This is a genomic window from Nostoc sp. UIC 10630, assembly GCF_010747425.1.
GTDB lineage: Bacteria > Cyanobacteriota > Cyanobacteriia > Cyanobacteriales > Nostocaceae > Nostoc.
The window spans coordinates 23,502-37,494 of sequence record NZ_JAAGOG010000019.1 but is presented as its reverse complement, the minus strand read 5'-3'; the positions used below and the strand labels follow the sequence as shown (position 1 = coordinate 37,494).

The 13,993-nt window shown below is 44.8% G+C and carries 14 protein-coding genes; 7 read left to right on the top strand and 7 right to left on the bottom strand.

Annotation, left to right across the window (positions count from 1 at the left end; translation table 11 throughout):
• Window positions 1–46: 46 nt before the first annotated feature.
• The 4 genes from petA (at window position 47) to G1O98_RS07630 (ending at window position 2,850) form a co-directional block, all read left to right on the top strand.
• Window positions 47–1,048: a cytochrome f gene (gene petA / locus G1O98_RS07645; protein WP_163928159.1), complete on the top strand. Its 1,002-nt coding sequence runs from the start codon at window positions 47–49 to the stop codon at window positions 1,046–1,048.
• Between the two features lie 163 nt (window positions 1,049–1,211).
• The gene (locus G1O98_RS07640; RefSeq protein WP_163928157.1) at window positions 1,212–1,562 is read left to right on the top strand and encodes a DUF6717 family protein; all 351 of its coding nucleotides are present in this window, start codon (window positions 1,212–1,214) and stop codon (window positions 1,560–1,562) included.
• A 225-nt stretch (window positions 1,563–1,787) separates the two neighbouring features.
• Window positions 1,788–2,147 (top strand): cupin domain-containing protein, encoded by a 360-nt coding sequence (locus tag G1O98_RS07635; RefSeq protein WP_163928155.1) that lies wholly within the window; start codon window positions 1,788–1,790, stop codon window positions 2,145–2,147.
• A gap of 16 nt (window positions 2,148–2,163) precedes the next feature.
• The gene (locus G1O98_RS07630) at window positions 2,164–2,850 is read left to right on the top strand and encodes a Uma2 family endonuclease (protein WP_163928153.1); all 687 of its coding nucleotides are present in this window, start codon (window positions 2,164–2,166) and stop codon (window positions 2,848–2,850) included.
• Between the two features lie 57 nt (window positions 2,851–2,907).
• On the opposite strand, the gene G1O98_RS07625 is transcribed toward G1O98_RS07630, so the two are convergent.
• Window positions 2,908–4,497 (bottom strand): glycoside hydrolase family 57 protein, encoded by a 1,590-nt coding sequence (locus tag G1O98_RS07625; protein WP_163928151.1) that lies wholly within the window; start codon window positions 4,495–4,497, stop codon window positions 2,908–2,910.
• A 348-nt stretch (window positions 4,498–4,845) separates the two neighbouring features.
• Between G1O98_RS07625 and G1O98_RS07620 the strand changes: the two genes are divergently transcribed.
• Window positions 4,846–5,013: a hypothetical protein gene (locus G1O98_RS07620; RefSeq protein WP_163928149.1), complete on the top strand. Its 168-nt coding sequence runs from the start codon at window positions 4,846–4,848 to the stop codon at window positions 5,011–5,013.
• Window positions 5,014–5,241: 228 nt separating this feature from the next.
• Here the strand turns inward: G1O98_RS07620 and G1O98_RS07615 are convergent, their stop codons facing one another.
• From G1O98_RS07615 to dnaJ, 4 genes are read right to left on the bottom strand one after another with little or no spacing between them, the layout of a single operon-like run.
• Window positions 5,242–5,421, bottom strand: a complete 180-nt coding sequence (locus G1O98_RS07615; protein ID WP_163928147.1) for a hypothetical protein — start codon at window positions 5,419–5,421, stop codon at window positions 5,242–5,244.
• Complete coding sequence (rsgA, locus tag G1O98_RS07610) at window positions 5,411–6,511, bottom strand: small ribosomal subunit biogenesis GTPase RsgA (RefSeq protein ID WP_163928145.1); 1,101 nt, start codon at window positions 6,509–6,511, stop codon at window positions 5,411–5,413. Before rsgA ends, G1O98_RS07615 begins: the two co-directional genes overlap by 11 nt.
• Window positions 6,508–6,765, bottom strand: coding sequence for a sulfurtransferase TusA family protein (locus G1O98_RS07605; protein WP_163928143.1), 258 nt, complete (start codon window positions 6,763–6,765; stop codon window positions 6,508–6,510). The genes rsgA and G1O98_RS07605 overlap by 4 nt, the downstream gene beginning before the upstream one ends.
• Window positions 6,765–7,892, bottom strand: coding sequence for a molecular chaperone DnaJ (gene dnaJ, locus G1O98_RS07600; protein WP_114080201.1), 1,128 nt, complete (start codon window positions 7,890–7,892; stop codon window positions 6,765–6,767). The genes G1O98_RS07605 and dnaJ overlap by 1 nt, the downstream gene beginning before the upstream one ends.
• A gap of 168 nt (window positions 7,893–8,060) precedes the next feature.
• Here dnaJ and G1O98_RS07595 point away from each other — a divergent pair, with 168 nt between their 5' ends.
• On the top strand, window positions 8,061–8,345 hold the full coding sequence (locus G1O98_RS07595; protein ID WP_163928141.1) for a hypothetical protein: 285 nt from the start codon (window positions 8,061–8,063) through the stop codon (window positions 8,343–8,345).
• A gap of 240 nt (window positions 8,346–8,585) precedes the next feature.
• Here G1O98_RS07595 and dnaK read toward each other — a convergent pair whose 3' ends face one another.
• On the bottom strand, window positions 8,586–10,544 hold the full coding sequence (dnaK, locus tag G1O98_RS07590; protein ID WP_163928139.1) for a molecular chaperone DnaK: 1,959 nt from the start codon (window positions 10,542–10,544) through the stop codon (window positions 8,586–8,588).
• A 226-nt stretch (window positions 10,545–10,770) separates the two neighbouring features.
• Entirely contained in the window at window positions 10,771–11,520 is a 750-nt protein-coding gene (gene grpE, locus G1O98_RS07585) for a nucleotide exchange factor GrpE (RefSeq protein ID WP_163928137.1), read from the bottom strand.
• Between the two features lie 458 nt (window positions 11,521–11,978).
• On the opposite strand from grpE, the gene G1O98_RS07580 reads away from it, so the two are divergent.
• Window positions 11,979–13,985 carry a GspE/PulE family protein gene (locus tag G1O98_RS07580; protein ID WP_163928135.1) on the top strand — a complete coding sequence of 669 codons (2,007 nt, stop codon included), beginning with the start codon at window positions 11,979–11,981 and terminating at the stop codon, window positions 13,983–13,985.
• The last annotated feature ends 8 nt before the right edge of the window (window positions 13,986–13,993 follow it).

Here is a 13,993-nt window from a genome sequence, read left to right as displayed (position 1 = left end):
AATGACCAATGACTAATGACAAATTCAATCGTTGCCCTTATTAGAGATGAGAAATGTTTTCCGAACAGCGAGGTTAACTCGCAGTGCTAGAGCGATCGTAAAAACATTGCTCATAGCGATCGCCACTGTGACATTTTACTTCACCAGCGATCTAGCCCTTCCCCAATCAGCTGCCGCCTATCCATTTTGGGCACAGCAAACCTATCCCGAAACCCCCCGCGAACCAACCGGGCGGATTGTTTGTGCCAACTGTCACCTAGCCGCCAAAGTTACAGAAGTAGAAGTTCCTCAATCGGTTCTACCTGACACTGTATTCAAAGCTATAGTGAAAATCCCTTACGATCTGTCCGCCCAGCAAGTTGGTGCCGATGGTTCTAAGGTTGGCTTGAACGTCGGTGCTGTACTGATGCTACCTGAAGGCTTTAAGATTGCTCCCGAAGACCGTATTTCTGAGGAACTTAAAGAAGAAATTGGCGACACTGCCTTCCAACCCTACAGCGAAGATAAAGAAAATGTCGTCATCGTCGGCCCCTTACCTGGTGAACAGTATCAGGAAATCATCTTCCCAGTTCTTTCTCCCAATCCCGCAACCGACAAAAACATCCACTTCGGTAAATATTCAGTTCACGTAGGTGGTAATCGGGGACGCGGACAAGTTTATCCTACTGGCGAAAAGAGCAACAACTCTGTTTACAACGCTTCCGCGACTGGCACAATTACCAAGATTGCCAAAGAGGAAGATGGAGATGGTAACGTCAAATATCTAGTAAACATCCAACCTGAATCTGGTGATGTTGTTGTTGATACGGTTCCTTTAGGTCCAGACCTGATTGTTTCCGAAGGGCAAGCAGTTAAGACTGGTGATGCTTTGACCAACAACCCGAACGTCGGTGGATTCGGTCAAATAGATGCAGAAATCGTACTGCAAGATTCCTCTAGAGTCAAATGGATGATTGCGTTCGTCGCTCTTGTAATGTTGGCTCAAGTTATGCTTGTGCTGAAGAAGAAGCAGGTTGAGAAAGTTCAAGCTGCTGAAATGAATTTCTAAATTCTTTGCTAAATCATTATTTGTAGGACAGGCAACAAGCCTGTCTTTTTTAATGTTAGTTACATGAAATTTAGAAATTTGGGACTTATACAAATTTCTGTACGCCTACCAACGTATTTATATCATTATTAAAATGAAACGCTATTAACTGCTAGTAAACTTTATGAACTCAATCATGGTTATTCATCCCTATAAGTTCGGCGAGATGTGGGTGTTTGACGATGAAAATTTAGGTCTAGTTAGAGAACCTTTCGTGGCAGGGGCAGACGAAATTATCGAAAGAATGGTGGCACAGATTCCAGATGCAGAGTCAGGGTTCAGTTTGGTATTTTCTGCATCTCCCTTTCCTGGCTATCAGATCAAGTTTGACTGGCGGCGTGAAGAATATGGAGGTAACTGGTATTACAGTGCAGATTTAGACCGGGAAGGATGGCTTTGCCCTGCTCTATTTAAGTATTTCGATGAGGCTCCCAAAGAGTTCTACGCTCAGTTCAAAGTAAGAATAAACCAATAATGTTGGTGAAGCTGATGAAGATGAGGGCACTAATTATGATGAGCCTCTTCCCTAACTTTTTGATGAAAGATGCTATGCAGAACCCTTCTAAACTTGTTCCTTATACTCAATAAATAAGCGATAAAATGGATGATTTACTAGCTGATGTAGTTATAGACTAATGGCTGCATTTACTTGTAATGGATGGCAGACTTTTTGATACCCAAAACTTGAAACGCACAGCAAATGATTAACAAAGAAACTGCCGAGCATTATCTGTGGGGTAATAATTGTCATGGCTGGCATCTTGTTAAGCATCCAGAGTTGAGCGTGATTCAAGAACTTATGCCGCCAGGAACCTCAGAAGTCAGACACTATCACCAGCGCTCACACCAGTTTTTCTTTATCTTATCTGGAAAGGCAACCTTAGAAATCGATGGTTCCCATCAAGTACTTTCTCAACATGAAGGTGTAGAAATTCCGCCTAATGTTCCTCATCAGATGCTCAATGAAAGCGACTGTAATTTGGAATTTTTGATGATTTCACAGCCCCCAAATCATGGCGATAGGATTTTGAGCGATATTATTGAATCTAGCCCTAGTTAAGTTGAGGTATCTGACCATGACAGCCTCAGTAGAGTATATCCCCGTTACCCCGATTGAGTACCCAGATGAGGATGGTAGGCCGATGGCTGAAGGTGATTTACAGCGCAAGTGTCTCGTATACGCTACCACTGTGCTGGAAATTTATTTTCAAAATCATCCAGATGTATACGTCGCTGGTAATCTATTTATTTACTACGAAAAAGGTTATCCAGAATCAGTCGTAGCCCCAGATGTATTTGTAGTCTTTGGAGTGGAAAACCGTGACAGACGCTCTTACAAAACCTGGGAAGAAAATAATCAAACCCCAGATTTTGTTCTAGAGATTACCTCAAAAACCACCCGCAGCAAAGACCAAGGTGCAAAGAAAGGAATTTACGCCTTTCTGGGAGTACGTGAATATTTCCAATATGACCCCACAGGCGATTATCTCAATCCCCAACTTCAGGGTTTACAGTTGGTCGATGGAAATTATTTCCCAGTGGCAGCCAATATCCTGCCAGATGGTACAGTATCTGTACCCAGTGAAGTTTTGGGGCTAGAGTTACGCCTGGAAGCAGGAAAACTACGTTTTTACAATCCAGCTACAGGTCAAACACTGCTAACTCATGAAGAAGAAGCAACTGCACGACAAGCCGCAGAAGAAAAAGCGCAAAGATTAGCTGCTAAACTCCGAGAATTAAATATTGATCCAGATAGCTTTTAGCTAATAATATAGGGTGAGTAATGCCCACCCTACTGCTGTTGATTATTTTTTGTGAGACTATAGCGGACGATAGACGCGATAGTTGATTTCGGGGAAGATATTATCCATTAACTCGACTTTTTCCAACCAACCACTGTCAACTTTGCCAACTTTCACATCTTCGTAGAGCTTATTGAAGCGCATCAGGTGCGATCGCGTCCGTCTAATTGCATAGGGTACCATTGTTCCTGTCCGCATAATAAATGCCCAGTCAGAAGATTGTGCTAATAGCAGTTCCCGCGCCGCTTGGTTAAGCGCTTTCCACTGCAATTCATCCTCTGGTTCCAAATGCGAGATTTCAATCATCCTTTCAGCAGCTTTGTGCAAATGCGGATAAATCCATGCATTGGTTTCGTTCAACCAATATTCGTGGAAACCCTTGAAACCCCAACTCGACTGTGAAGGACGACAGACTTGCTGAGTTGGCTGATCTCGCAAATAGTCTGCTAAATGGGTCATTTGATATGTTTTTTGGTCATACCACGATTTGCGGAATAGGTAATCGATGAACCAGGGGCCTTCATACCACCAATGCCCAAATAACTCTGCGTCATAAGGCGAAACGATAATTGGCGGACGCTGCATTATACCATAGAGATGCTCAGATTGCCGCTCTCGGTTATACATAAAGTTATCAGCGTGTTCTGCTGCCTTTTCCCTAGCCCAATACGGATCGTAGAGTGCCTTATCTGATAGCCCTAAGCCACGCCCTGTAATTTTGTGATACTTAATGCCCGTGTTTTTCCGTTGACCATTGGGCATGATGTAGGGCTTGATGTACTCATATTCTGCTTCCCAGCCCAAATCTTTGTAAAATTCTCGATATTCCGCCGCTCCAGGATAGCCCACTTCAGAAGACCATACCTGTTGGGAAGATTCATGATCTCGACCAAAAACAGCAACACCAGTTTCTGTATAAATTGGCGCATAAGTCCCAAAGCGCGGACGGGGGCGGGCGTAAAGAATGCCATGCCCATCTGTGAGGAAGTAGCGTAACCCCGCATCGGCTAGCATCCGGTCTAAACCTTCATAGTAGGCACATTCCGGCAACCAAATTCCTCTGGGTGCTTGTCCAAAGTTTTGCTCGTAATGCTCGCAAGCTACCTGGATTTGCGCCCACACCGCCTCTGGATACATTTTCATCAAGGGCAAATAGCCGTGAGTAGCGCCACAGGTGATGATTTCCAGGTTGTTACTGTCTTGGAATTTCTTAAAAGCTGTTACCAAGTCACCGTTGTAGCGTTCCCATAGCTGACGCGCTTCGCTAAACTCAGTAGCGTAATGTTCGGCTAAATAACGAAGATGCCCGTTGTTTACATTATGTTCTGCTTCTAGTGCTATAAGTTCTTCTAGTTGGGCTAAGTGTGCTTCATAGCGTTCTTGAAGCAGAGGATCGCGAAGCATTGACACGAGAGGAGGTGTCATGCTCATCGTGATTTTAAAGTCGATACCGTCTCGCTTTAAGCCTTCAAATACTTTCAATAATGGAATGTAGGTTTCTGTGATGGCTTCATAGAGCCATTCTTCCTCCAGCACGTAGTCACTTTCCGGGTGACGAACGAAGGGCAGATGTGCGTGGAGTACAAGCGCGACGTAGCCGATAGACATAGTGATTTTGGGGTGATACTTGTAAGTTGAAGGTCGAGAGGTTTGGCTGAAATTAACAATATTTTAAGACTTTATGGGGATCGTAAGAATAGTTTTCAATTGAGTTAAAGATAGTGTGTGTACGTACACAACAATGTTATGCCGTTATGCACCCACTGCGTGTTGTTGTTAACTAGTTGTAAAACCTGCCTATTTGCTTATTGTATAAGCCTGTACTGAAAATATTTACTCAGGTTTACTAACAGAGGCAGTTTTTACTGATCGCTTTTGGTGTCTCCTTCTGGGAGAGTTTACTTCAAGAGCATCAGTGACAGTTTAGAATCACGAACAATTTGTCAATAAGTAATAGTGCTTAAAGATATCGTAGACAAACCTCTCCTACCACTTCGTAGAAGCAAGCTACACGTTAGCGTCTCTGTTCGCGCAGCGTCTCCGACAGGAGAAGGAGAAGAGAAGGCTTTACGCTACGCGATCGCAAATCATAAATCCAAATCTGATGAGATAATCTTGCAATAATAATTTTTATATATTTGCTATTGCTGAATTTTAGAGCTTTTGCATAGCAGGCGATTACGCCTACGCATGATTATTTTCTAATCACAAATACAAGACCCATTTTTTTCTAATAGGATAGCTTGTATTGATTGCCTCATGAGGCTTCTGGCAATCGCCCTCCCGGAAAGTGACAAAAGAGGGATACTGCGGGTAAGTGCTAACCCAAAGTTTGCCAGTCAGCCTTTAAACTCACAAACCTGTGATTCCCGCAACCCAGAAACCCGAATAATTACATATTGGATCAAGACTTGCAGCCAGATGAGTGTTGCACTGATCGCCCAAAAAGCCGACAAAGTAAAGTCTTCCTTTATATAGAAGTGCGTAGGCTAGGCACATCCCGTCGTAGACATCGCACTCCTTATTCTTCATCGCGATATAATTCCTGCAAGTCCTGTAACTGAGTCTTGCGGGAAATTCGGCGATATTTTTTACTTTCTAGCTTGGGTTCGTATTGACTCTGCCCTTTGCCTTTGCTTTTTAACTTCATGGTGGATTCTGGATCGGCTTGTTGGTGCATCTGAGTTTGATGAGCGATCGCACCATCCAAAAATTCTAAATAATGTTCATATCGTTCCCAGTCTCCCCGCACCACACACTCAGGCTCGTCTCGATGCAGACAATCACTAAACCGACAGCTAGCAACTGCTAACCGTTTTCTTGCTTCTGGGAAATAATGGATTAATTCTTCTGGTATACAATCCATATCCGGCTGATTAAAGCCGGGAGTGTCAGCAAGCATTCCACCGCTAGGCAACTCAAATAATTCTGTATGGCGAGTAGTATGACGACCACGAGCTAGTTTGCCAGAAACTTCTCCTACGCGCAACTTTGCCGAGTCAATTAGCGTATTAATCAAGCTGGATTTACCAACGCCGGAAGGCCCAGCAATGACAGTAATTTTATCGCTTAAATATCTGCCTGCTTGCTCAGTATTTATACCATCTTTGACACTAATAAATATTGGTTGATAGCCCCAACGAAGTAGGCGCTCGCTAACTTGCTGCTGTTCCTGTGGTGAAATTAAATCACTTTTATTCAAACATAAAAGCACATCCAAGCCAGTAGACTCAGCCTTAATCAGAAACCGACTCAGTTGATAAGGTTCCAAAGGTGGATCGGCAACGGCAAATACCAATAAAATTTGGTTGACATTGGCGATCGCTGGACGATCTAATTCGCTGTGACGGGGTAAGACATCAGCGATCGCTCCTCGTCCTCCAGCCCAATCTGGCTCTTCAACCACAACGCGATCGCCTACCATCACCTGTTGTCCGATTTTTTTCAGCCGTGTTCGGCGAGTACAGAGGAGGAGAGGGGGATAAGGAAGATGAGAATCTTGATCCCCCATCTCCCTCATCTCCCCCTGCTCTTGATCCAGCTGTACTCGGTAAAAATTAGCCTGTACAGCAAGCACCGTACCCAATAACTGTCCAGTTTCAGCAAAATTTTCCCCTGTCATTGGCCAGCAACTGGACGACGCACTAACAGAGAAAAATAATTAGTACAGTCTGTAATTTGTTCCACCACATAACCTGCCATTATCAGGCTATCGGGAACCTGCTCAATTGGCTCACCTGGGTCTAGCCAGACTTCTAGCAAACCTCCCAATGGCATTTTTTCCAGACGTAGTTTTGTCCGGACAAAATTAATTGGGCAAGGAGTGCCACGTAAATCAAGTTGAGCATCGGGAGTTAACAGAGAAGAGGGCATCATTACTTAAATAAATTTCCCAAAAATCCTCCTAGACCGCCTTCACCAGTACGATCTCCCTTAATTTTAGCCAGCTTCTCCAAAAGTTCCCTCTCCTCTGGGGTTACTTTGTTGGGAATATCAATTAATACGTTCAGCATGTGATCCCCACGACTGACAGGATTACCCAAGCGAGGTACGCCGCGATTTTCTAACTTCATTACCGTATTTGGCTGAGTTCCAGCTGGAATAATCAGTTCTACAGGGCCATCTACCGTATCTACCTCTAACCGACAACCTAAAATCGCTTGTAGGTAGCTAACTTTGATTTCCGAAAGAATATTAATCCCATCCCGTTGGAATTCTTCGTCCTCATTTACGAACAAGTAAACGTATAAATCCCCAGGAGGACCACCACGTTGGCCGGCATCTCCTTCACTAGAAATCCGCAAGCGAGTGCCATTATCCACCCCAGCTGGAATGGTAATTTTGAGTTTCTTGGTGACTTGATTGGCGCCCTTCCCATCACAGGCATCACACTTGTCTTCGATTACCATCCCTGTCCCATTACAGGTGGGACAAGTCGAGACTTGGGTGAAACTGCCAAAGGGTGTTCTAGTGACACGGCGGACTTGACCCGATCCGCTACAAGTCGAACAAGTCCGGGGGCGGGTTCCAGGTTTAGCACCAGAACCGCTACAGACTTCACAATTTTCTAAATGTGAAATACGAATTTCTTTTTCGCCACCAAATACCGCTTCCCGAAAGTCTAACTTCAGGTCTAGTCGCAGATCATCGCCCCTCGCAGGCCCACTGCGCCGTCTCTGTTGCGTGGGACTACCCATACCGCCAGCAAAGCCACTAAAAATGCTTTCAAAAATATCGGCAAAACCACCCATATCGCCGACATCTTGGAAGCCAGCGCCAGCACCTGACACACCCTCTGGCCCAAAGCGATCGTAACGAGCGCGGGTTTCTGGTTCCGAGAGTACCTCATAAGCGCGGTTAATTTCTTTAAAGCGATCCTCCGCCCCCGGCTCTTTGTTCACATCTGGGTGATACTTCCGGGCTAAACGGCGATAAGCTTGCTTGAGTTCTTCTTTGTCGGTGTCACGAGAGACACCCAGGATTTCATAATAGTCGCGGGCCATATAGCAAAGGTAAAAGTTAGAAGGAAGAAAGCAGAAGTCAGCAGAACGTCACTCACGGTCACTTGCTACTTTACGGTAAGGCGTTTTGCTTTACAGAATATGTAAGAGCAACACACTATCCTTTAAAGGGCGATTTGCCGGAGGTTAGGCAGAAGGTAAAATTAATTTTTGTTAATAACTGATTTTAACCTTTACCTTTTACAAAAATCACCGACAAATCTTGAGCAACAGGTGCTTTCCTCGTGGGAGACGACAAAAGCTATAGAAGTTATGATCAGAGGAAGCCACTGCTCAGACTTCATCACTGCCGAGTCGGTTGTCTCTTTTACAATTGTGCTACGTAGGAGAGGAAAACCCCGCCCATTAACCAGAGGTGCTAGCCGCACCATTCGGTGTGGAAAACCACCCTTATGCTTTGGATCGCATCTGAATCGGGATACTGCCTGGCAGTAATTTGCCTCTACAATCTAGCAAACCCCAGGGGTCTTGTGAAACTTCGCTAAACCTACAATCAATATTAGATATATTAAAATGTCTTAATAAAAATCTGCAACTTAGGATATTGGGAATTGGGAATTGGGAAGAGGGGACAAGGATAATTGGGGACAAGGAGAAAGAAAGATTTGTTGTAAGTTCTCACTCAAGTCACCTTGTCCCCTTTTTACCCATTACCCATTACCCATTACCCAATCCCTAATCTATCGCCTCATAATCAACCTGTGCGGTACTTTCTTCGTCAAAATCAAAGTTGAATTGTGGTATTAGTGTACCGTTCATTGGTGAGTCTACTTCTGGGGTAAAGAGACTAGCTGAAGCCTCCTCAATCTCATCTGTTTGGCTGTTAGCTCGGTTATAGACATCAGCACCAATTGCAAACAGTGTTTGTTGGAAGTCGTCTAAGCGCTGCTTAAACTCCACAGTCGAGATACCGGAGTCAATCATTGCAGCTTGGAGTTGTAAAGCTTTTTCACTAGCCAAAGTCTTCATCTGCTCGCCGATAAAGTTGCTATTATCCTTAATCGTAGATTCGTAACTGAACAACAGATTATCTGCTTGGTTTTTGAGTTCAACCAGTTCTTTACGTCTTCTATCTTCTTCAGAAAATAGTTCGGCCTCTTGGCGCATCCGTTCAACTTCGTTAGTACTCAAGCCACCTGTATTGGTAATCCTGATACTCTGTTCTCTACCTGTGCCTTTGTCTTGGGCAGAAACCTTCAGGATGCCGTTGACATCAATTTCAAAAGATACTTCAATTTGTGGCACACCACGGGGCGATGGGGGAATTCCTGCTAGCAGAAACTTGCCAAGACTCTTGTTATCCCGTGACATTGCCCGTTCACCTTGGAGAATATGAATTTCTACCGAGGTTTGCCCATCAACTGCTGTGGAAAAAATTTGTGACTTACTAGTAGGAATTGTGGTGTTGCGTTCAATAATTTTGGTGAATACTTCACCCAAGGTTTCAATTCCCAAGGACAGAGGGGTGACATCCAAAAGTAAGAGATTATCTACTTCGCCACCCAACACCCCTGCTTGGATAGCTGCTCCCAATGCTACCGCTTCGTCAGGGTTGATAGAGCGATCGGGAGCTTTGCCATTGAAAAACTTAATTAGCGCGTTTTGGACTGCGGGAATTCGGGTAGAACCACCTACTAAAATAATCCGATCTATGGCTGATGGTTTGAGATCCGCATCTTTGAGTGCTTGGATCATCGGTTCGATGGTGGCTTCAATTAATTGTCCTGCAAGCTCTTCAAATTTAGAGCGGCTGAGTTCCATTTCCAGATGCTTTGGACCGGTTTCATCAGATGTGATAAACGGCAGGTTAATGGAGGTATTAACCATGCTGGAGAGTTCAATTTTCGCCTTTTCTGCTGCTTCTCGTAGGCGTTGCAGTGCCATCTTATCTTGGGAAAGATTGATTTTTTCGTCTTGCTGAAAGCGTTCCATCAGCCAAAGCACGATCGCATTATCAAAGTCGTCTCCACCTAAGTGGTTGTTACCACAAGTCGCCTTAACTTCAAAAACGCCATCCCCAAGTTGCAGGATCGATACGTCAAAAGTACCGCCTCCTAAGTCGAATACTAAAATTAGCTGCTCTTGGTCTTGCTTTTCCAATCCGAAAGCTAAAGCCGCAGCTGTTGGTTCATTGATGATTCGCAGAACTTCTAATCCTGCAATTGTGCCTGCATCTTTAGTAGCTTGTCTTTGAGCATCTGTAAAATATGCAGGTACGGTGATCACTGCCTGAGTGACTTCTTCACCCAAGAAGTTTTCCGCATCCTGCTTAAGCTTTTGCAGGATCATGGCGGATAGTTCTTGTGGCGTATAATTTTTTGAGCGGATTTGGACATCAACGGTATCGTCTCGACCTTTGACACAGTTGTAGGGGACGCGATCGCGTTCTATATCAGTCTCTTCCCAACGCCGCCCGATGAATCGTTTAATACTGTAAATTGTGTTTTCGGCATTGGTTACGGCTTGACGCTTTGCCAATTGACCAACCAAGCGATCGCCACTCTTGCCAAATCCCACAATACTTGGAGTAGTTCGTCCACCTTCAGAATTGGAGATCACCAGTGGTTGACCGCCCTCCAAAACTGCGACGCAACTATTAGTAGTGCCTAAGTCGATTCCAATAACTTTTCCCATATTCGCCAGTATTTTTACTGAGTCTTCCTGCTGTAATATGTCGCGGACTAACTTTTTAGCTCCAAACTAAGGCTAGCGGATAACGTCTGTGGAACCCATTTTGCTGGTAGCAAGAGGAAGTTGAAACACAGAAAGTTATCCAAAGCCTTGTCCAAGTTTTAGGTACGCGATGCTCGTCCTTGCTAGAACCCAGGCACTTTTGGTCAGCGAGACGAGCAACTACAGCTTAACTGAAGGCTTGACTCGACTGATCTTCCTCCGTAGAAGGTGTATCTTCCTTTGGAGCAGCTACTTTGACCATTGCATGGCGTAGCACACGTTCGCCCAAGTAATATCCGCGCACTAACTCTTCTAACACTGTTCCTTCAGGATGTTCATCCGTAGGTTCCCGCATTACTGCTTCGTGCAGGTTAGGATCAAATTCTTGACCTTCAGGACGCATTGGTGACACACCCAACCGCTTCAGGCTATCTACTAATTGTTTGTAAACGCCTTGGTAGCTTTTGTGCATGGTCATTTCGCCATCAGATTGAGGTTTGAGGTGCGATCGCGCCCGCTCAAAATTATCAACCACTGGCAGCAATTCTAGAATCGTGTTCCGCTTCATCTGCGTCTCTAGCTCTTCTTTTTCTTTGCTAGTGCGTTTCCGATAATTCTCAAAATCAGCAGCAATCCGCATATATTGAGTACTACGCTCTTCTAGCTGCGTTTTGAGAGACTCAATTTGTTGAGTGAGTTCTGCCAAAGCTGCCGTTTCCACTCCAGTGTTCTCGGTTGCAGCAACACCAGTTTCTGGATTGAAAGTAGCTGCATCTCCCGATACATTAGTTTGGGCTGACACTTGCTCTGTCACCTCGCTATCAGATTCATTGAAATTAATTTGGGCTGGGAAGTCACTCTTCATTGCTTGCTTTACCTCTGTTGGTTCACCCAATTGCTGGCTAGTATTGTTTATCTGTTTATTTTCATCCATCATTGTCCACTCATTCCAGATGCTTGCTATTTATGGCAGTGTATCTCCATTGTTTGCAACCGTCGTCATCCACGACTTGCAACTGAGGCTGATTTTTTTGCCGACAAGTTTCTGGAAGTGATATAACCATTTTCTTATTGTGACAAATGGTGAACACGTTCGCGTAGGCACTATTAAGGCGGGAACCCGAACGAGTAGTCTACCTCTAGGAGTAAGTAATTTGGAAGAGTGGCAGAAAGCAGTATCTTTAATTTTGTTAGCGCAGCATTAGTTAGCGCGCATACTCTATAAGAGTTGCAAGCTACGCTTTTAGCGTCTCGTAGAAAGCGTCATTTTGAACTCCGAGCGTACTCCTTTGGTAAAGCAAGCGACTTAACTCAGGACTTTTTTGGGAAATGAGAATTCTATCTCACAGGCTGGGAATACTTTAAGCAGAGGTTCCCCTACTCATTCGCTCATTTATGACTTACTCGTCACCACAACGGCGCAGTACCGCTCTAACTACCAGAACAGAGTTTTCGCCCTTTGGCAACAAGCTAGTGCAATCTGGCTATGTCAATACCGAACAGATGAGGCAGGCATTAATTGAAAGCCGCAAATCTGGCCGACCCTTAACGGAAGTACTAGAGTCAATTACTGGGCAACAACTATCACCTGAGTTGCTCAGGCAATACAAAAAACAGCAGCTATTTGAACTTAAAATACTATACGGTGTTGAATTCCTCGATCCGGAAGTCAACTCCATTGGCAACACGATGATGGGGAACCTGATTGAAACCCTCATCCCAGTGGATATCTGCCGTCGCCATCGTTTAGTACCACTATCGAAACACGAAGACCAAACCCCGCCCTCAGTTTTAGTGGCGATGGTCGCTCCAGATAATCTAGAAGCTTCCGATGACCTGAACCGCATCTTGCGTCCCCAAGGGCTAGCATTACAGCGTATGGTGATCACACAGGAAGACTACCAGCAGCTAATCAACCAATATCTGGATGAAATGGCTGTTCGGCAAAAACACCTGGAACAAGAAAAGTTTACAGATATTAATCAGGATTTAGAAAACCTCGGAAATCTTGATCTTGCAGATGCTCCTGAAGAAATGGAGGCTGATTTAGGAGCAGCGATGAAGGGTGCAGAGGATGCCCCAGTGATTAACCTAGTCAACAGAATTCTGGCTAAAGCTTTGCATGAGGGCGTTTCTGACATTCACATCGAACCACAAGAAGAAAACTTACGCATTCGCTTTCGGAAGGATGGGGTACTGAAGGAAGCTTTCGATCCCCTACCGAAAAAAATTATCCCGGCGGTGACAGCCCGATTTAAAATCATCTCAAATCTAGACATTGCTGAACGCCGTATGCCCCAAGATGGACGTATCCGGCGGATGTTTGAGGGACGTAAGGTTGACTTCCGGGTGAATACCTTGCCCAGCCGCTACGGGGAAAAGGTGGTACTGCGGATTTTGGATAACTCCTCCACCCAACTGGGATTAGATAAGTTAATTACCGATCCAGAGACTTTACATATTGTTCAGGATATGGTTAGCCGTCCCTTTGGGCTAATTTTGGTAACTGGGCCAACTGGTTCCGGGAAAACAACCTCGTTGTATTCTGCACTCTCAGAAAAGAATGATCCCGGAATTAATATCAGTACTGTGGAAGACCCAATTGAGTACAGTCTTCCAGGGATTACTCAAGTACAGGTGATTCGGGAAAAAGGGCTGGATTTTGCTACCGCGTTGCGGGCTTTCTTGCGACAAGATCCAGATGTGCTGCTGGTGGGTGAAACGCGGGATAAGGAAACGGCAAAAACAGCAATTGAGGCTGCCTTGACCGGTCACTTGGTATTAACTACTTTACATACCAATGATGCCCCAGGAGCGATCGCTCGTTTGGGAGAAATGGGAATTGAGCCTTTCATGGTTTCTAGTTCGCTAATTGGCGTTCTAGCTCAACGTTTGGTGCGGCGTGTATGTTCTGAATGTCGTATTCCCTACACTCCTACAACCGAGGAACTGGCTCGTTATGGTCTATCAGCTTCTTCTGATGTCGGAGTCACCTTCTATAAGGCTAACACCTTGACATTAGATGGGATCGCTGAAGCCAAAACCAAAAATCAGCTTTGCTCAAAATGTAATGGTGTCGGCTACAAAGGGCGTTGTGGTGTTTATGAAGTCATGCGAGTCACCGAAAACTTGCAAACTCTCATCAACGAAGATGCACCCACAGAACGCATCAAGGAAGTGGCAATAGAAGAGGGTATGAAAACCTTGCTGGCTTATAGTTTGGACTTAGTGCGCGAGGGTTCCACCACTCTAGAAGAAGTAGAACGAGTGACATTTACTGATACTGGTTTGGAAGCAGAGTTAAAAGCCAAACGCAAGACTGGCCTTACCTGCCGCAGTTGTGATGCCACATTGAAACAAGAATGGCTGGATTGTCCTTACTGTATGACATCTCGATTTTGAGACTAGTC